The 19,568-nt window shown below is 69.4% G+C and carries 13 protein-coding genes; 6 read left to right on the top strand and 7 right to left on the bottom strand.

Annotated features, from left to right (window positions below; translation table 11 throughout):
- Window positions 1–426: 426 nt before the first annotated feature.
- Window positions 427–3,234, top strand: coding sequence for a TonB-dependent receptor (locus SLW56_RS01515; RefSeq protein WP_267099145.1), 2,808 nt, complete (start codon window positions 427–429; stop codon window positions 3,232–3,234).
- A 79-nt stretch (window positions 3,235–3,313) separates the two neighbouring features.
- Window positions 3,314–5,317 (top strand): S9 family peptidase, encoded by a 2,004-nt coding sequence (locus SLW56_RS01520; protein ID WP_267123634.1) that lies wholly within the window; start codon window positions 3,314–3,316, stop codon window positions 5,315–5,317.
- Window positions 5,318–5,445: 128 nt separating this feature from the next.
- Here SLW56_RS01520 and SLW56_RS01525 read toward each other — a convergent pair whose 3' ends face one another.
- Entirely contained in the window at window positions 5,446–7,038 is a 1,593-nt protein-coding gene (locus tag SLW56_RS01525) for an NAD(P)/FAD-dependent oxidoreductase (RefSeq protein ID WP_267085067.1), read from the bottom strand.
- Window positions 7,039–7,239: 201 nt separating this feature from the next.
- Here SLW56_RS01525 and SLW56_RS01530 point away from each other — a divergent pair, with 201 nt between their 5' ends.
- Both SLW56_RS01530 and SLW56_RS01535 read left to right on the top strand, forming a co-directional pair.
- Complete coding sequence (locus tag SLW56_RS01530) at window positions 7,240–9,339, top strand: M13-type metalloendopeptidase (RefSeq protein WP_193312573.1); 2,100 nt, start codon at window positions 7,240–7,242, stop codon at window positions 9,337–9,339.
- 237 nt (window positions 9,340–9,576) lie between these two features.
- On the top strand, window positions 9,577–11,589 hold the full coding sequence (locus SLW56_RS01535; protein WP_320694254.1) for a M13 family metallopeptidase: 2,013 nt from the start codon (window positions 9,577–9,579) through the stop codon (window positions 11,587–11,589).
- Between the two features lie 138 nt (window positions 11,590–11,727).
- Here SLW56_RS01535 and SLW56_RS01540 read toward each other — a convergent pair whose 3' ends face one another.
- The 6 genes from SLW56_RS01540 to SLW56_RS01565 all read right to left on the bottom strand — a co-directional run bounded on the left by SLW56_RS01540 (window position 11,728) and on the right by SLW56_RS01565 (window position 17,874).
- On the bottom strand, window positions 11,728–12,384 hold the full coding sequence (locus SLW56_RS01540) for a rhomboid family intramembrane serine protease (RefSeq protein WP_267099141.1): 657 nt from the start codon (window positions 12,382–12,384) through the stop codon (window positions 11,728–11,730).
- A 706-nt stretch (window positions 12,385–13,090) separates the two neighbouring features.
- On the bottom strand, window positions 13,091–13,474 hold the full coding sequence (locus SLW56_RS01545) for an MGMT family protein (protein ID WP_295926851.1): 384 nt from the start codon (window positions 13,472–13,474) through the stop codon (window positions 13,091–13,093).
- Entirely contained in the window at window positions 13,471–14,406 is a 936-nt protein-coding gene (locus tag SLW56_RS01550; protein WP_148827547.1) for a DMT family transporter, read from the bottom strand. Before SLW56_RS01550 ends, SLW56_RS01545 begins: the two co-directional genes overlap by 4 nt.
- A gap of 88 nt (window positions 14,407–14,494) precedes the next feature.
- Window positions 14,495–15,856 (bottom strand): glutathione-disulfide reductase, encoded by a 1,362-nt coding sequence (gorA, locus tag SLW56_RS01555; RefSeq protein ID WP_267099139.1) that lies wholly within the window; start codon window positions 15,854–15,856, stop codon window positions 14,495–14,497.
- A 157-nt stretch (window positions 15,857–16,013) separates the two neighbouring features.
- Entirely contained in the window at window positions 16,014–17,255 is a 1,242-nt protein-coding gene (locus SLW56_RS01560; RefSeq protein ID WP_320694255.1) for a DUF418 domain-containing protein, read from the bottom strand.
- A 139-nt stretch (window positions 17,256–17,394) separates the two neighbouring features.
- Entirely contained in the window at window positions 17,395–17,874 is a 480-nt protein-coding gene (locus SLW56_RS01565; protein WP_043092617.1) for a peptidylprolyl isomerase, read from the bottom strand.
- Between the two features lie 109 nt (window positions 17,875–17,983).
- Here SLW56_RS01565 and SLW56_RS01570 point away from each other — a divergent pair, with 109 nt between their 5' ends.
- Both SLW56_RS01570 and SLW56_RS01575 read left to right on the top strand, forming a co-directional pair.
- Window positions 17,984–18,526, top strand: coding sequence for a C40 family peptidase (locus SLW56_RS01570; RefSeq protein ID WP_017909248.1), 543 nt, complete (start codon window positions 17,984–17,986; stop codon window positions 18,524–18,526).
- 107 nt (window positions 18,527–18,633) lie between these two features.
- Window positions 18,634–19,470, top strand: coding sequence for an NlpC/P60 family protein (locus tag SLW56_RS01575; protein ID WP_320694256.1), 837 nt, complete (start codon window positions 18,634–18,636; stop codon window positions 19,468–19,470).
- Window positions 19,471–19,568: the final 98 nt, after the last annotated feature.

The raw sequence follows: 19,568 nt of genomic DNA on the forward strand, positions 1-19,568 counted from the left end.
CCGCGGCGGCACGCAGGCGGGCGCGGCGGTCTCCGATTATGACCGCAGCGCAGCATTCGCGCGCATGCGCGGTGTCTGCCGCCAGCCGCCGCCGCACACCCCGGCCGCAGGGCGAGCGCGGAGCGAAACGGGCTCGCGCTGGCGCAAACGCCGCGGCGACAAGGGCTTGCATCACGTGGCGTCCAGGTGCGCCTGCCGCGGCGACCGCCTTTACAGCACGTCCACTTCAAAAACATGTCATGTAACGCAAATTTTTCGTTACTTTTCCGATTTGTTCATGCTACGGTCAAGAAACGTGAAACGGACCTCACACTCTCTACACGTACCTGTCCAGGAAGGGACCCGGGTACTGCACAAGCATCTAGGGGAAATTTGTCAATGTCAGTCAAAGCACCGACTCCCAAGCGGAGTCTTCTAGTCGTTGCTGTGTCCGCCATTCTGGCCCTGCCCGCCGCATCGGCGCTGGCGCAAAGCCAGCCCGCGAGCGAGGAATCGGAGACGGAACAACTGACCGAGGCCACCGGCGCCAAGGCGCGCACCCTCGAGAAGGTGACGGTGACCGGTTCGCGCATCCAGCGCACCGAGGTCGAGGGCCCCTCGCCCGTCACCATCATCTCCGCCACGCAGATCGAGCGCGAAGGCTTCAACACCGTCTTCGACGCGCTGAGCACGCTCACCCAGGCCTCCGGCTCCACCCAGAACGAGCTGTTCCAGGGCGGCTTCACCCCCAACGCCAGCGTGATCAACCTGCGCGGTCTCGGCCCCGGCCGTACCCTGCTGCTGATCAACGGCCGCCGCGCCGCGGACTATCCGCTGCCGTACAACGGCCAGAGCAACTTCGCCAACTTCGGCAACATCCCGGCCGCGGCGGTCGACCGCATCGAGATCCTCGCCGGCGGCGCCTCGGCCATCTACGGCTCCGACGCGGTCGCCGGCGTGGTCAACGTCATTCTCAAGACCAACTACGAGGGCGACCTGGTCAAGCTGCGCGGCAGCACCCTGACCCGCGGCGGCGGCGACACCGGCGACTTCCAGTGGATCGGCGGCAAGACCGGCGACCGCTGGAGCCTGACCTACGCCTTCGAGTACACCGCCGGCGAGCCGCTGTACGGCTACCAGCGCGACTTCATGGATTCGTCGCTGGACAACCCGTTCCCGCCGGCCTTCGTCGGCATCCAGCCGACCGGCACCATGCGCGTGCGCCGCCGCACCGGCTCGACCACCAACTCCTACTTCGCGCCGCCGGCCGGCGCCTGCGAACAGTTGGGCGACGAGTGGGTGCGCTGGAACTACCGCAGCGCCAGCGCCGCCGGCGCCATCACCAACCTCGGCCAGGCCTGCGGCACCTTCAAGGATCCGGCCTACCAGACCATCCGCAACGAGAACAACGACCTGTCCGGCTACGCCTACGGCACCTTCGATTTCGAAGGCGGCATGCAGGGCTGGGCCAGCCTGCAGGCCTGGTCGTCCGAGTCCAAGTACACCTCGGGCACCCAGTTCTGGTCCGGCCGCACCAATGGCGCGCTGTGGTTCGATCCCGGCTTCAACGCGCTGGTCGACGCGCAGCGCGTGTTCGCCCCGCAGGAAGCCGGCGGCGTCGAGCACCTGATGGCGCGCAACAAGGAGAAGTCCTACGACTTCGCCGCCGGCCTGCGCGGCAAGCTGGGCGACCGCTTCGACTGGGACCTGACCCTGTCGCGCGCCGAGTACAAGGTGAAGGTCGATCGTCCGCGGCTGATGGCCTCGGCGGTCAACGACTACTTCCTCGGCCAGCAACTGGGCACCCGCGTGGTCGGCGGCGTCACCTATCCGGTGTATCGCCTGAACCAGCAGCGCTACTACAGCGCACTGACCCCGGACCAGTTCGCGGCGTTGAGCACCACGGTCAAGACCGACGCCAACTCGCATGTCAACCAGGGCAGCTTCGTGCTCTCCGGCGACCTGTTTGAGCTGCCGGCCGGCGCGCTGGGCTTTGCCGGCGTGGTCGAAGCCTCGCAGCAGGAATACAAGCTCAATGCCGACCCGCGCATCCTGCCCGACTACACCGGCACCGACCGTCCGTACAATCTCACCGGCACCGGCGGCGGCGGCAAGCGCGACCGCTACGCGCTGGGCGTGGAGCTGTCGATTCCGATCCTCAGCTCGCTGAAGGCGCACCTGGCCGGACGCCTGGACAAGTACGACGACGTCACCGCGGTGGACGACGCCAAGACCTGGAACGCCGGCCTGGAATGGCGTCCGCTGGACAATCTGCTGTTCCGCGGCTCCTACTCCACCAGCTTCCGCGCGCCGGACCTGCACTACGTGTTCGCCGATCGCAGCGGTTCGTTCTCCAGCATCTTCGACACCCGTCGTTGCCTGGAAAGCGGCCGCGCCGCGGCGCAGTGCCCGACCTCGGACACCACGGTGAACTACACCGCGTACGGCGTGCGCCAGGGCACCACCAACCTCTCCGAGGAAACCGGCACGTCGTGGACCGCCGGCTTCGTGTGGGACGTGCTCGACGGCCTGTCGGTCACCGCCGACTACTACGACATCCGCCTGAAGAACGTGGTGGCCGACATCACCTCCACCTACATCCTCGACGGCGAAGCCGGCTGCGTGACCGGGCTGACCCGCAACCGCAACCCGTTCACCCTGGGTGCGCCGGGCTCGGCGTTCTGCAACGACATGCTGTCGCGGGTCACCCGCCTCAACGCGCCGGGCACGCCGAACGACGGCCAGATCACCGAGATTCGCCGCGGTCCGATCAACCGCGCCTTCCTCGGCACCAAGGGCATCGATGCGTCGCTGGACTACCGCCTGGACACCGACCGGCTTGGCGACTTCCGCTTCCAGGTGGGCTACTCGCACACCCTCGAGCAGAAGTCGGCCGAGTTCAAGGGCGATCCGATCCTCGATTACCGCGACGACCTGGGCAACTTCGACTTCCGCAGCCGCATCCGTACCACCGCGACCTGGCAGAGGAACGACTGGCAGGCGGCGGTGTTCATGATCCGCTACGGCAGCCTGCCGAACTGGCAGGAGACCGGCCGCATCGCGCCGTACTTCATCTGGAACGCCAACGTGGGCAAGAAGCTGACCGACAAGCTGACGGTCAACTTCTACGTCAACAACGTGTTCGACAAGACGCATCCGAAGGACAGCGGCTACAACACGTATCCGTACTTCTGGCGCGCCTACAGCCCGTACGGCCGCGAAGTGGCGGCGGAGTTCCAGTACCGCTTCCGCTGAGCCGCACCACGCGCACCGGAGGTCAGCGAGAGCCCGGCATCGGGCTCTCGCTGTGTTCAATCACGCAAAAAGGATTCTCGTGAAACGACTCGTTGCTTTCTGCGCGCTGGGGCTGTGCCTGCACGTCGGCATCGCCGCGGCCGCTCCCCCGCCCATTGCGGATTTCGTCAAACGTCCCACCTACAGCGCGGTGAAGATTTCGCCGGACGGCGAATACCTGGCGCTGACCGTGGACCGCGGCGAGCAGGACGTGCTGACCGTGCTCGGCACGCGCGACCTCAAGCCGATCAAGGTCAACGTGCTGCCGGACGGCAAGAGCGTCGGCGCGTTCTACTGGACCGGCCGCAAGCGGCTGCTGTTCACCGCGGTCAAGAAGGTCGGTTCGTTCGAGCGGCCGATGGGCACCGGCGAGTGGTTCGCGGTCGACGCCGACGGCGGCCAGCCGCGCACCCTGATCGAATACGGCACCCAGGGCGTCACCCAGCGCGGCAAGAGCGTCGGCCGCGAATCGTTCGCGCTGCTCGACACGCTGCGCGACGACGAGCAGAACGTGGTCATGCAGGTGCGCTACCCGCGCTCCTCGGAAGGTGCCGGCACCGAAGTGGTGATGATCGACACCCTCAGCGGGCGGCGCAAATCGCTGGGCCGCGCGCCGAAGACGAACTGTTCCATCGCCCTGGACGCGACCAAGCAGCCCGCCTTCGCCACCTGCCAGAGCGACAAGGACGAGGACACCGGCTACGACAGCCACAGCGAGGTGTACGCGCTGAAGGACGGCAAGTGGGAGCTCATCAACGCCAGCAAGGCCGATGGCGCGCGCCTGGACATCGCCTGGTCCACCGCCAACGGCCGCGTCTATGCCACCCGCGACGACGGCAAGGCGCCCGGCGCGTTCGGGTATCTGGATCCGCGCAGCGGCGGCTTCGTCACCCTGTTCCAGGACCCCACCAGCGAGGTGGCGCGCACCATCACCGCCACCGACGGCTCGGACACCGCGCTGGCGGTGGTCACCGAGGCCGGCGCGCCGCAGGTCAGGCTGATCGACGAGGCGCATCCGGACGCAGCGTTGTACGCCAGCCTGGCCGCGGCCTTTCCCGGCCAGTACGTCGACTTCGCCAGCGCCACCCGCAATGGCGACACCATCGTGGTCAGCGTGCGCAGCGACCAGAATCCCGGCGAGCTGTACCTGTACGAGCGCGCCACCGGCAAGGCGCGCTTCCTGATGAAGAGCCGGCCCTGGATCGATGCGGCGAAGATGGCCACGATCACGCCGATCCAGTTCACCGCCCGCGACGGTCTGCGCATCCATGGCTACCTCACCGTGCCGGCCGGAGCGCAGGCGAAGAACCTGCCGCTGATCGTCAACGTGCACGGCGGACCGATGGGGCCGCGCGACAACTGGGGCTTCCATTCGGAGGCGCAACTGTTCGCCAGCCGCGGCTACGCCACGCTGCAACTCAACTACCGCGGCTCCGGCGGCTTCGGCAAGGCGTTCATGGACCGCGCCTACGGGCAGTGGGACGGGGGCATCATCAACGACATCGTCGACGGCACCCAGTACGCCATCCAGCAGGGTCTGGCCGATCCGGCGCGGATCTGCATCTACGGCGGCAGCTTCGGCGGCTACGCCGCGATGATGGCGCCGGTGCGCGCGCCGGGGCTGTTCCGCTGCGCGTTCGGCTACGTCGGCATGTACGACGCCAAGATCCAGTTGCGGCTCAGCGACACCAGCAAGAGCGAGAGCGGCAGGCGCTATCTGCTGCGCGCCTTCGGCAGCACCAGTGCCGAGCAGGAGCGGATGTCGCCGATCAACCACGTGCAGGCGCTGACGCTGCCGATCTACCTCGCCGCCGGTGCACGCGACGACCGCTGCCCGCCGGAGCACACCGAGGCGCTGGCCAAGGCGCTGCAGGCGGCCGGCAACCCACCCGAAGGCGTGATCGTGCAGTCCGGCGAAGGCCACGGCTTCTACAAGGAAGACAACAACCTCAACCTCTACACCCGAATGCTGGGGTTCTTCGACGCGCACCTGGGCGGTTCCGCGGCACGACCGAGCGCATCCGTGCAGGCCGGCGCGCCCTGACGCTGGCGCAGACAACGCCACGGCGCGCCGCCGTGGCACGCGCGGCGCGCTGCACGCGCCGCGCCTTTCCCTCGCCCTGGTCGCCATGCCAGGGTTCTTTTTTTCTTGCCGCTATCGTCCGCCGCCGCTCAACCGCGCAACAACGCCATCGCCGCATTGTGGCCGGGCGCGCCGGTCACGCCGCCGCCGGGGTGGGTGCCGGAGCCGCACAGGAACAGGCCGGGAATCGCACCGCGGTACGCCGCCTGGCCGAGCATCGGCCGTGCGCTGAACAACTGGTTGAGGCTCAGCGCGCCGTGGAAGATGTCGCCGCCGATCAGCCCGAAAGTGCGTTCCAGGTCCAGCGGGCTCAGCACCTGCCGGCCCAGCACCGCGGCGGCGAAGCCCGGCGCGTAGCGCTCGACGGTGGCGATCATCAGGTCGGCGACCTCCTCGCGGTGCGCGTCCCAGCTGCGCCCGTCCGGCAACTGCGGCGCGACGTGCTGGCAGAACAGGCTGGCCACGTGCTGGCCGGGCGGCGCCAGGCCATCGTCCAGGGTGCTGGGAATCAGCAGTTCGACGATCGGTTCGCGCGACCAGCCGTGCCGGCGCGCGTCGTGGTAGGCGCGGTCCATGTAGTCCAGGCTAGGCGCCAGTACGATGCCGGCGGTGAGATGATCGCCCGGCCCCGGCAGCGCGCTGAAACTGGGCAGCCGCGACAGCGCCACGTTCATGCGGAACGTGCCGGAACCGCAGCGCCAGTGCACCATGCGCTCGCGGGTGGCGGCCGGCACGTGCGCCGGATCGAGCAGGCGTTCGTACAGCAGCTTGGGATTGACGTTGGCGACCACGTGCCGCGCCCGCAGGCGCTCGCCCTGCTCGGTGACCACGCCGACCGCGCGTCCGCCCTCGACCAGGATCTCGCGCACGCCCGCATCTGTGCGGATGCGCGCGCCGGCCGCAGTGGCCGCGCGGGCCATGGCCTGGGTGATCGCGCCCATGCCGCCCAGCGCATGGCCCCAGGCGCCCTTGACCCCATTGCTCTCGCCGAACACGTGGTGTAGCAGCACGTAGGCCGATCCCGGCGTGTACGGGCTGGCGTAGTTGCCGACGATGCCGTCGAAGCCGAACAACGCCTGCGCCGCGTCGCTCTCGAACCAGCGCTGCAGATACTCGGCGGCGGAGATGGTGAACAGGTCCAGCAGGTCCTGGCGCAACTCCGCATCCAGCGCATGCAGGCGGCGCCCGAGGCGGCCGGCGCGCAGCAGCTCGGGCAGTGCCTGCAGCCAGCCGCCATCGGTGACGTTGGGCGGCGGCTGCAACGCCAGCGCGCGCAGCACGTCGGCGATGCCCTCCAGCCGCGCCTCGTAGGCCGGCAGGCGCGCGGCGTCGCGTGCGGAGAACCTGGCCAGTTCGGCCTGGGTGTGGCCGGCGCCTGTCAGCAGATAACGTCCATCCGGCAAAGGCAGGAAGTTGTTGCGCCGGCGCGGCACGATGCGCAGGCCGTGGCCGGCCAGATCCAGGTCGGCGATCACCTTGGGCTGCAGCAGCGACACCGTGTAGGACGCCACCGAGTTGCGGAACCCGGGGTGGAACTCCTCGGTCACCGCAGCGCCGCCGACCACGCCGCGCCGCTCCAGCACCGTCACCTTCCAGCCGGCCCGCGCCAGGTAGGCGGCGCAGACCAGGCCGTTGTGGCCGGCGCCGACGATCAGGGCATCGCATGGCGGTTCGCGGGTCATGGCCGCATGGTAAGCCAGCGCCGGCGGGCCTGCCGACGGCAGGCGGCGACGCCGTCCTGCGGCCCAATGGCCAGGGCCACCCATGACCTTCGACACCCCTGAAACCTGCAGTGGCGGCGTAGAGTCTCGCCACGGCCCGTGCGGGCCATTCCTTTATCCACGTCGGCCTGGAGCCTGCCTGTGACCCTTCGCAATCCCAAGATGCTGCTGTTGACCCTGGCCGTGAGCGCCGCGCTGACCGGCTGCAACAAGCCCGAGAGCGCCGCGCCCGCCGCCGACGCCGCCAAGCCCGCGCCGGCCGCCGCCCCGGCCGCGGCGTCGACCGACCTCAAGCTCGACACCAGCAAGCTGCCGGCCTACAACGCCTTCAACGTCGACGACCTGGACGCCAGCAAGAACGCCTGCGACGACTTCAACGGCTACGTCAACGGCAAGTGGCTGGCCGCCAACGAGATCCCCAAGGACCGCAGCAGCTGGGGCGCGTTCTCGATCCTGGACGAGCGCTCGGTCGCGGCGCAGCACCAGCTGGCCGAACAGGCCGCCGCCGCGGCCAACCCGCAGGGCGTGGAGAAGATCGTCGGCGACTTCTGGTCCTCGGGCATGGACGAAGCCAAGATCAACGCCCAGGGCATCGCGCCGCTGAAGGCCGACCTGGCCGCGATCGACGGCCTCAAGGACGGCCCGGCGGTGGCCGAGTACCTGCGCCAGAGCGCGGCCAAGGGCGAGAACGGCCTGTTCGGCTTCGGCGCCGAGGCGGACTTCAAGAATTCGGCGATGAACATGGCCTACGCCATGCAGGGCGGCCTCGGCCTGCCCGACCGCAGCTACTACTTCGACGCCGACAAGCAGGACAAGCTCAAGGCCTACCAGGCGCACGTGGCCAAGGTGCTGGAGCTGGCCGGCGTGCCGGCGGCCGACGCGGCCAAGCAGGCGCAGGACGTGGTGGCGCTGGAAACGCGCCTGGCCAAGGTGTCCAAGTCCAGCGAGCAGCTCTCGCGCGACGCCGAGCTGTCCTACAACCCGGTCACCCCTGCCGACGCCGACAAGCTGACCCCGAACTTCCCCTGGACCAAGTTCTTCGAGTCGCAGGGCGTGGCCGTGCCGGAGAAGTTCTCGCTGGCGATCCCGGCCTTCCACCAGGAAGTGAGCAAGGCGCTGGGCGACACCGACCCGTCGGTGTGGCGCGCCTACCTGCGCTTCCACACCGTGGACAGCGCCTCGCCGTACCTGAGCGACGCCTTCGCGCAGGAAAACTTCGCCTTCTACGGCAAGGAACTCAACGGCCAGGCCGAGATGAAGCCGCGCTGGAAGCGCGTGCTCGGCAGCATCAACGAGGGTGCCGGCGAGGCGATGGGCCAGATGTACGTCAAGGTCGCCTTCTCGGCCGACGACAAGGCCAAGATGCAGCAACTGGTCGAGAACCTGAGCCAGGCGCTGAAGGCGCGCCTGGAGAAGCTGACCTGGATGAGCGACGAGACCAAGGCCAAGGCCCTGGACAAGTGGAAGACCTTCACCCCGAAGATCGGCTACCCGGACAAGTGGCGCGACTACGCCAGCCTGAGCACCCAGCGCGACAGCTACCTGGACAACGTGCGCGCCGCCACCGCGTTCAACTACAAGTACAACCTCAGCAAGATCGGCAAGCCGGTGGACAAGACCGAGTGGGGCATGACCCCGCAGACGGTCAACGCCTACTACAACCCGCTGCAGAACGAGATCGTGTTCCCGGCGGCGATCCTGCAGCCGCCGTTCTTCGACCCCAAGGCCGACGACGCGTTCAACTACGGCGGCATCGGCGCGGTGATCGGCCACGAGATGACCCACGGTTACGACGACCAGGGCGCGCGCTTCGGGCCGACCGGCAACTTCGAGAACTGGTGGACCCCGGCCGACGCCAAGAAGTTCTCCGCGCTCACCGGCAAGCTGGTGCAGCAGTTCGACGGTTACGAGGTCGACGGCAAGCACGTCAACGGCAAGCTGACCCTGGGCGAGAACATCGCCGACCTGGGCGGCATCACCACCGCCTACGACGCCATGAAGAAGGCCACCGAGGGCAAGGACGACCCGAAGGTCGGCGGCATGAGCCGCGACCAGAACTTCTTCATCAACTGGGCCACCGTGTGGCGCACCAAGTACACCCCGCAGAACGCGATGGTGCGCCTGACCACCGATCCGCACGCCCCGGCGCAGTTCCGCGCGATCGGTGCGCCGTCGAACCTGGAGGCCTTCGCCACCGCGTTCCAGTGCAAGCCGGGCGCGCCGATGGTGCGCAGCGGCGACAAGCGCGTGGTGATCTGGTAAGCGACGGCGTCACTGACGTCTCGCGAAAAGGCCCGGCTTGTCCGGGCCTTTTCTTTGCGTGGGCATCGGCCTGCGACGACGGCGGCGATGCCGACCGCCCTGCCCGGCCACCGGCACCCGTGCCTGCCGGCGTCGCTCGCTGAATCCGGTGGGGACGTGGACGCGCATCATCGCCACAGTTGCACACCGCAGCTTGTTAAACTCCGCCGACTTTAATCCTGACCGGATGCGTTCCCGATGCCCAATGCCCGTCCGCTTGCCCTCGCCGTCGCCCTCAGCCTGATCGCCCTCGCCTCCGCCGCCGATGCCGCGCCCAAGAAGAAGCGCGCCGCCGCGCCCAAGGCCCCGCCGATCAGCGCCGCCTGCAGCGACTTCTACGACGACGCCAATGCCGACTGGCTGAAGCAGAACCCGGTGCCGCAGACCGGCGCGGTCACCGCGCTGGGCCAGCTGGCCGAGCGCACCCAGCAACAGCAGCGCGACCTGCTCGACGCCTCCATGCAGTCGCCGCAGAACGCGGTGCAGAAGGCGCTGGGCGATTTCTGGGCCAGCGGCCTGGACGAGGCCGCCGTCGAGAAGGACGGCTCCAACCCGATCGCGCCGCTGCTCGGCCGCATCGATGCGATCAAGAAGGCCAAGGACGTGCCGGCCTCGATCGCCGCGCTGCACCAGATCGGCATCCCGGTCGCGTTCAACTTCGGCGCCGACGTCGACCTGAAGGCGCTGGACCGCCACATCGGCTACTTCATGCAGGGCGGCATGGGCCTGCCCGATCCGGCCTTCTACACCCGCACCGACGCCGACACCATGGCGCTGATGGGCCGCTACCGCACCTACGTCAAGCAGATCCTGACCCTGACCGGCACCCCGGCCGACCGCCTCGAGGCCGACGCGCAGTCGGTGCTGCAGATCGAGACCGCGCTGGCGCGCAGCGCCAAGTCGCTGTCCGGCATCAACAACCCGTTCAACAACTACGCGCCGATCTCGACCAAGGAGTTGAACAAGCAGTACCGCAACCTGCAGCTCGACGCCTTCCTCAAGGCGCAGGGCGTCAACGACGACCTGGTGTCGATGGCCGACCCGGACATGTTCAAGCAGCTCGACGGCATGATCGTCAGCATCAAGCCCGAGCAGTGGAAGGCCTACCTGCGCTGGCGCGTGGGCGATGCGATGGCGCCGTACCTGTCCAAGAGCTTCCGCGACGCCAGCTTCGAGTTCCGCGGCCGCGTGCTGCAGGGCCAGGTCGCACCGCCGCCGCGCTGGGCGCAGGTGCTGGACGCGATCAACGTCGCCGCCGGCCCCATGCTCGGCCGCGAGTACGTGGCCCGCTACCTGTCGGCCGACACCCGCCGCCAGGCCGAGACCATCGCCGACCAGGTGCGCGACGCGCAGATCGCTGCGGTCAAGCGCAGCACCTGGCTGAGCGAGCCGGCGCGCACCGAGGCGCAGGCCAAGCTGGCCGCACTGAAGATCGAGGTCGGCGCGCCGCGCCGCGACCTCGACTACACCCTGCAGCCGATGGGCCGCGGCAGCTTCGGCGGCAACATGCTGATCGCCTCCACCTGGCGTCACCGCGAGGAGATGAAGCGCATCGGCAAGGGCAACGCCGACCGCCGCTGGGACGTGCTGCCGCAGCAGCCCGCACTGACCTACGACATCGCCCAGAACCGCCTGATCGTCACCGCCGCGGTGCTGCAGCCGCCGGTGTACGCGGCCGGCGGCGACGCCGCGACGCTGTACGGCGCCTACGGCGCGATGGTCGCGCACGAGCTGATCGGCGCCATCGACAGCAAGGGCAGCCAGGTCGACGCGCAGGGCCAGTTGCGCAACTGGTGGACCCCGGAAGACAAGAGCGCCTGGAACGCGCTGGCCGCCCGCACCGCCGCGCAGTACGGCGCCTACGACTTCCCGGGCGTGAAGGGCGCCAAGGTCAACGGCCCGCTGACCCAGGACGAGGACCTGACCGACATCGGCAGCGTCGAACTGGCCTGGCAGGCCTACAGCGCCGCGCAACCGACCGCCAACGAGGCAAGCAAGCAGGCGTTCTACAAGGCCTGGGCCGGCCTGTGGGCGCAGCAACTGTCGCCGAACGAAGCCGTGCAGCGGGTCACCGCCGACGTGCACGCGCCCGGCCGCTGGCGCACCAACGGCGCGCTGGCCAACCTGCCCGCCTTCGCCGCGACCTTCACCTGCAAGCCCGGCCAGCCGATGGTGCGCAGCGAAGCCGAACAGATCCACCTGTGGCCGTGAGCCGGTGTCGGCGCTAGCCGCCGGCCAGGCACACACAGCAAGACGGCGCGGGCAACCGCGCCGTCTTGCGTTCAGGGGTCGGGAAAACGTGCCGCCGGCGCCGCGCTTGCGGCGCGCAGCAGCCGCAGGCGTTTTCGCTCAGCGCACGATGCGCGGACGCGGCGGCTTGCGCTTGCCGAACGGCGGCTGGCCGCGCCAGTAGCGGATCATCAGCCAGCCGAACAACATGCCGCCCAGATGCGCGAAATGCGCCACGCCCGGCTGCCAGCCAGTGAAGCCCATCAGCAGTTCCAGCGCGCCGAACACGATCACGAAGGTGCGCGCCTTCATCGGGATCGGCGGGAACAGCAGCACCACCCGCTGGTTCGGGAACAGCATGCCGAACGCCAGCAGCAAGCCAAAAACGCCACCCGAGGCCCCCATGACCGGCAGCGGCTGGCTGCCATTGCTCAGCATCCACCAACCGACCAGCAACTGGCACAGGCCTGCGCCGGCCACGCAGACCAGGTAGTAGGTCAGGAAGCGCTTGTTGCCCCAAGTCTGCTCCAGCGGCCCGCCGAACATGTACAGCGCCAGCATGTTGAACAGCAGGTGAGAGAAGCTGCCGTGCAGGAAGCCATAGGTCAGCAACTGCCAAAGCTGGAAGTTCTGCCCGGGCGAGAACGCATCGAACGCGCCGATCGGCCACAGCATGAAGGGATCGAAGGTGTCCATGCCGAGCAGCATCTGCAGCAGGAATACCACGACGTTGCCGATCAGCAGCGCTTGGGTGACGGGCGGAAGTCTGGGAAACATGGTCGGGTCCGTGGCAACTGTCTCCATCATAGCCGCTCGCCAGAGCATGCACCCCAACCAATGCAGCGGCATGCCATGACCAACGCCGCTCTTCCAAGAGGTATTGCGAGCGCGGTGCGCCGAAGAGACAGACGAGGGCGCGGGCGAAGCCTCGCGCAGTCAACATGCGGCATGCGCTTCGCGTCCGTACCCTCACAACCCCTCTCACGCAGGGAGAGGGGCTTGTACCTCCTTCTCCCTCCGGGAGAAGGTGCCCCGCAGGGGCGGATGAGGGTACGGGCGCAGCCTCGTGCAGCTGAAACACCGCATGCGCTTCGCGCCCCTACCCTCACCCCAACCCCTCTCCCGCAGGGAGAGGGGCTTGTACGTCCCTTCTCCCTCCGGGAGAAGGTGCCCCGAAGGGGCGGATGAGGGTACGGGCGCAGCCTCATGCAGTCGAAACACCGCATGCGCTTCGCGCCCCTACCCTCACCCCAACCCCTCTCCCGGAGGGAGGGGGGCTTGTACCTCCTTCTCCCTCCGGGAGAAGGTGCCCCGAAGGGGCGGATGAAGGTAAGGGCGCAGCCTCATGCAGTCGAAACACCGCATGCGCTTCGCGCCCCTACCCTCACCCCAACCCCTCTCCCGGAGGGAGAGTGGCTAAGCCCTTCACAGCCGGCGTCTTCTGCGCTTCGAGACACGAGCCCCGCAGTTCTGGCGCACCTCGCTAGCGCGGCCCCCAGACCTCGGCATCGAGATCGCGCGCCGGCGCGGGCGCACGCTTCACCCGTCCGCCCTGCACCGCCACACCTTCGGCGCGCAGGCGCTGACATTGCTCGCGATAGCCGCGCGAGCCTTCGGGAAAGGCGATGCGGCCGTCGCTGCGCAGCACCCGGTGCCAGGGCAGCGCGGCATCGGCATTGCCGCCGAGCAGGCGCGCCACCAGCCGCGCGCGTCCCGGCAACCCGGCCAGCATCGCCACCTCGCCATAGCCGCGCACCTGGCCCGACGGGATCGTCCGGATCGTCGCCAGGATCCGCGCATGCGCCTCGGCCGCCGCCGTTGCGGCCGGCGCCGACGCGCTCGCTGCGGGCGGCCGCCGTGGACTCATGCCGACCGTGCCCGCACCGGCCGCGACACCAGCAGCACCCCGCCCAGTACCAGCACGGTGCCGGCGATCTGCCACGGCCCCATTGCCTCGCCCAGCACCAGCACGCTGAGCACGATGGTGGAGACCGGGCCGAGCATGCCGATCTGCGACGCGAGCGCCGAGCCGATGCGCTGCACCGCCAGCATCGTCGCCAGCACCGGCACCGCCGTGCACAGCGTGCCGTTGAGCAGCGACAGCGCGTAGACCGGTGTCGGCAGGACCAGCGCGTGCAGCGGCCGCAGCAGCAGGAACTGGGCGATGCACAGCGCACAGGCGACCAGGCTGGCGTAGGCGGTCAATCGCACCGCGCCGACCCGCGCCACCAGTTGGCCGCTGCCGACCAGATAGGCCGCATAGGCCAGCGCGCTGCCGAATACCAGCAAGCTCCCCCAAGCAGTACGCGCGCCGCCGATCTGCAGGTCGTGGCCGAACGCCAGCAACACGCCCAGGTAACTCAACGCAAGCGCCCACAGCTGGCGCCGCTGCGGACGCCGCCGCCACAGCAGGACGCCGATCAGCAGCACCAGGGTCGGGGTGAGATAGAGGATCAGCCGCTCCAGGGTCGCGGTGATGTAGGCCAGGCCGAGGAAATCCAGGAAGCTGGCCAGGTAGTAGCCGAGCACGCCCAGCGCGACGATCCGCCAACGGTCGCCCGCCTGCAGCGGCGGCGCGCGGCGCGCCGCCCACAGCGCCATCGCCGCGAAGCACGGCAGCGCCACCAGCATGCGCAAGGCCAGCAGGGTCACCGCATCGACGCCATAGCGATAGCCAAGCTTGACGATGATGGCCTTGCCCGAGAACGCGATCGCGCCGCCGGCGGCGAGCAGCACGCCACCGAGGCTGGCCTGGGTGGCGGTGGGGGCGACGGCGGCGGACGTGCCGGACGCGCTCATCGCGCGGCGCCGCGGCAGGGAGAAGAGGACACGTGCATGCCGCCATTCTACGGCGCCACAGCCAACCAGCCGCCGGATCGCGGCGACCTCAGCGCATCAGCACCACTTCCTCGGCCGAAGTCGGATGGATCGCCACGGTGTCTTCCAGTTGCTGCTTGGTCACGCCCAGCTTCAATGCCACCGCAAAGCCCTGCAGGATCTCGTCGGCCCCATCGCCGAGCAGGTGGAAGCCGACCACACGCTCCTCGGCGCCCACGCACACCAGCTTGAACAAGCTGCGCTGCGGCGAATCGGCCAGGGCCTGCAGCATCGGCCGGAAATTGCTGCGGTACACGGTCACCGCGTCGGCACCATAGCGCTCGCGTGCCTGCTCCTCGCCCAATCCCACCTGGCCCAGCGGCGGATGCGAGAACACCACGCTGGGCACGTTCTCGTAGTCCAGCCGTGCCTGCGGCCGGTCGCCGAACACGCGGTCCATCAGCTTGCGCCCGGCGGCGATCGCCACCGGGGTCAGGCCGACCTTGCCGGCCACGTCGCCGATCGCATACAGCCCCGGCACGTCGGTGTTCTGGTACGCGTCCACCACGATCTCGTGCTTGTCGCCCAGGCGCACACCAAGCGCTTCCAGGCCAAGGTCGCGCGTGTTGGGGCGGCGCCCGATCGCGAAGAACACCTTGTCGACGCTCTCGCCGGGCTGCCCCTGCGCATCGACCACGCACAGGCCCTCGCCGCTGCGGCGCAAGGCGCCGGCGCGGTAGCCGAAATGCAGGCGCACGCCCTGGTGGCGCAGGTTGTCGGCAAGCTGCCGTGCCAGTTCCACGTCGAACCGCTCCAGCAGGCGCTCGCCCTGCACGTACAGTTCCACCCGGCTGCCCAGCGCCTGCAGCAGCCCGGCCAGTTCCACCGCGATATAGCCGCCGCCGACGATCGCCACCCGCGGCGGCGCCTCGCAGAGATTGAAGAAGTCGTCGGAGACCAGGCCCAGCTCGGCGCCGTCGATGTTCGGCCGCAGCGCGTGCGCGCCGGTGGCGATCACCACGTGCTTGGCGCTGACCCGCACGCCGTCGTCGCATTCGACGGTGTGCGCATCGACCAGCCGGCCGCGCCGCGGGATCAGCACCACGCCGTCGGCATCCAGCCGGCGCCGGTAGCTGGCGTGGATGTTGCCGATGTAGCCCTGGCGATGCGCCACCAGTTCCGCCCAGGACAGCGTGGCCTCCGGAATGGCGAAGCCGACCGCGCGCGCCAGATCGATGCGTTCGACCAGATCCGCCGCCAGCCACATCGCCTTCTTCGGCACGCAGCCGACGTTGACGCAGGTCCCGCCGAGCGCGCTCGGCTCCAGGATCGCCACCCGTGCGCCATGGCTGGCGGCGCGGAAGGCGGTGGCCAGGCCGCCGGACCCGCCGCCCAGCACCAGAAGGTCGTAATCGCGGATCGCCCCGTTCACGGCGCACGCTCGGCGCGCGGCGGGGTCGCATCGGGCGCGGCACGGTGCGCGCGGTTCACATCGTCCATCGGCTGTCCTGTCGCATGTCTCGGTCGCCGCGGAGCATGCCATGGGCGACCGCGCGGCAGATGTGAGGACGCCGCTGCAGCGCCTGCGCTCAGGCCGCGTCGCGGCGCCGCATCGGCTGCCAGCGCAGGTAGCTGGCCGAGCGCCACAGCCACTCCACCGGACCGAAGCGGAACCGCTGCAGCCACCAGTGCGACAGCGCCACCTGCAGCGCGAACAGCGCGACCGCGAACGGGATCTGCCAGGCGCGCGGCAGTTGTTCGAAATAGCCGAAGCCGTAGCCGTAGAACAACGTCGTGCACACCAGCGACTGCAGCAGGTAGTTGCTCAGCGCCATGCGTCCGGCCGGCGCCAGCCACTGCAACGCCGCTGCGGCGCGCACCAGCCAGGCCGCATAGCCCAGCGCCATCAGGCCGCTGGCGACGCTGGCCAGGGCGTAGGCACAGGTCAGGCGCAGATCCAGCCGCGCCGGATCCATCCACGGCTCCAGCCGGAAGCTCAGCAGCATCAGCCCCAGCCCCAGCGGCAGCACACCCCAGCGCAGCACCGCCAGCAGCCGCGGGAAGCGCTGCGGTTGCGCGGCCAGGCCGCTGCGCACGCACCAGGCGCCGAGCAGGAACATGCCGAAGATGGTCGGCGCATTGAACAGCAGCCCGCTCAGCGATTCGACCAGGTCGCGCGCGCGCTGCGCGGTGGCCTGGGCGTAGCTGCCGTGGCCGAACACCTCGCGCTGCTGCGCCAGCGCCGCCGCGCCGCGCTGCGCCTGCTCGGCCATGTCCCGATGCCACTGCGCTGCACCGTGCGGATCGGCCTGCGCCGCCCAGGCGGCGGCGCCGATCAACAGCCACAGCGCCGGCGCGAACAGGTAGACCACCAGCGCCATGCCCGGCAGCCAGCGCGTGGGCGCCTCGCGGAACGCCAGCAGCATGAACGCCAGCAACGCATAGCTGACCAGGATGTCGCCGGACCACAGCAGCACGGCATGCAGCAGGCCGATCAGCAGCAGCCCCGCGCTGCGGCGCAGGAAGAAACCACCGAACGGCCGCCGCGCGGTCTCGGCGCGCTGCGCCATCACCGCGAAGCCCATGCCGAACAGCAGCGAGAACAAGGTGTAGAACTTGCCCTGCACCAGGATGTAGACCAGGGCGTCGGCGACGCGGTCGGCGCCGCGCAGCGCCGGATCCAGACCGGTCATCGCCGCGTCCAGCGGGCCGACGAAGCCCTCGATGTTCATCAGCAGGATGCCCAGCAGGGCGAAGCCGCGCAGCACGTCCAGCGTGGCGATGCGCTCGGCGGGCGCGATGGGCTGCAACACGGGGGCGGAAGTGGCCAAGGCGGCACCGGGCGGAAGGCCGGCGATGTCCCTCGCCGCGATCAGGAAGGCCGCCGGCGTCCGCGGCGGCACGACGGCACCGCTGCGCGCGGTGCCAGGGCTGGCGGCACCGGCGCGACCGGCACCGCCGCCAACGCACTCAGTGGTGGTGGCCGCCGTCGCCGTGCACGTGGCCGTGCTCGATCTCTTCGGCGCTGGCCTCGCGCACGTCGACGATCTCCACGTCGAAGTGCAGGTCCTTGCCGGCCATCGGGTGGTTGAGGTCGACGTCGACCACGCTCATGCCGACCTTCTGCACGGTGACCGCGCGCGGGCCGAAGTTGGTCTGCAGCACCACCTGGCTCCCCGGCTGCAGCTTGGCCGCGCCGAAATGCTTCTTCGGCACGCGCTGGCTCAGGCCCTCGCGGTACTCGCCATAGGCGTCCTTGGCGGCCACGTCGACGCCGAAGCTGTCGCCGGCGGCCTTGTCCATCATCGCGTTCTCCAGGCCCGGGATGATGTTGCCGTGGCCGACCAGGATCACCAGCGGATCGCGGTCCTTGGAGCTTTCGATCGGTTCTTGACCGACTTCCGAAACGGTGTAGTGGAAACGGACGACGCGGTCTTTTTCGATCTTCATGTGCACTCTGCGCTGTGGCTGCCGGGGGCAGACGGGATGGGCGGCTTGTCGGCCGCCGGGAGCGCCGCCATGATGGCGGCCTTCTGAGGTCGCGCATTATCCCGGCTCCATGCACAACACGCCAGTTTCGCCGCGCGGCCGCCGCGCGTTCCCGTGGTGGCTTCCGCTGCTGTGCACCGCCGCGCTGGCGGCCTGCGGACGCCACGAGGTCCGCCACACCCGGCCGGCACCGGTGGCGGTGCGCGAGTGGCCGCAGGTGGCGCCGGCCGACCCGGGCGCGGCCAACGCAGTGCTGATGCGGGCGCTGGGCCTGGTCGGCACGCCCTACCGCTACGGCGGCAACACCCCCGAGTCCGGGTTCGACTGCAGCGGCCTGGTCGCCTACGTCTACCGCGACATGCTCGACCTGCGGCTGCCGCGCACCTCGCGCGAACTGGCTGCGGTGCAGGGGCCGCGGATCGATCCGCAGCGCCTGAGCACCGGCGACCTGGTGTTCTTCGGCAGCGCAGGAAATGTGACGCACGTCGGAATTTATGTCGGTGAAGGCCGCTTCGTGCACGCTCCCAGCACGGGCGGAACGGTGCGCCTGGATTCGCTGGACGGGGCCTACTGGCGGGACCATTACACAGGGGCGAAACGGGTTTTGCGTTGAACTGTGATTTCACCCACATTCATAATTACGAAAATTTAACCTTATTTGAACTTCCTATTTCTGTCTACAAGGCATGATCCCCCATCGTTTTATTTTGTGATCCAAGCGTGACGACCGAAGCCCAGACCTCTCCAGGCAAGCCCGCCGTTCCCCGCCGGACCGCTTTCCGCCTCTTCTGCACCGCCTCGCTCTGTTTCTCGGCCCTCCCGGCCCTGGCCCAGACCGCTCCCGCCGACACCGTCGTCCCGGAAGCGATCGCGACCGTCGCCCCCGCTCCCGCCCAGGTGAGCGCCACCGCGACCACCGCCCAGGCGACCGCGCAGACCCCCAACAACACCACCACCTCGGCCAAGCCGGCCGCCGGCCAGGCGCCCGCACCGTCGCGCAGCAAGGCCGACGCCGCCGCCACCGCCACCCTGGCCGCCCTGCTGCCGCACCTGGCCGCCAACGACACCATTCCGCTGATGGACCGCTCGGCGATGTTCGCCGGCGACATCAGCCGCCTGCTGGCCAACTACGACGTGTCCCAGCCGGTCCCGCGCGAAGGCGTGGTGCCGGGCGGCGACAAGGTCCAGTCCGTGCTCAAGCGCGCCATGGCGCTGCTGGGCACCCCGTACCGCTGGGGCGGCGAGGACACCGAAGGCTTCGACTGCAGCGGCCTGGTCGGCTACGTGTTCCGCACCGCGCTGGGCATCGAACTGCCGCGCGTGTCGCGCGAGATGGCCCGCGAGGCCAATGCCCAGCTGATCAAGGACCGCGACGCGCTGGCGCCGGGCGACCTAGTGTTCTTCGGTCGCAAGGGCCGCGTCGACCATGTCGGCCTGTACGTCGGCGAGGGCCGCTTCCTGCACGCGCCCAGCCGCGGCAAGGACGTGCGCGTGGACACGCTGACCTCCGGCTACTGGGGCGAGAAGTTCGTGCAGGCGCGCCGCGTGGCGATGTAAGCCGCCGCTCCGCAGATACCGCACAGAAAAGGCCGCTGGGGACAGCGGCCTTTTTCGTTGTGGCGTTTCGCGGCCGCCCGGCTGGCGCTCGTGCCACT

Origin of the sequence: Xanthomonas sp. LF07-6 (assembly GCF_034105445.1) — a bacterium.
GTDB classification, from domain to species: Bacteria; Pseudomonadota; Gammaproteobacteria; order Xanthomonadales; family Xanthomonadaceae; genus Xanthomonas_A; species Xanthomonas_A sontii.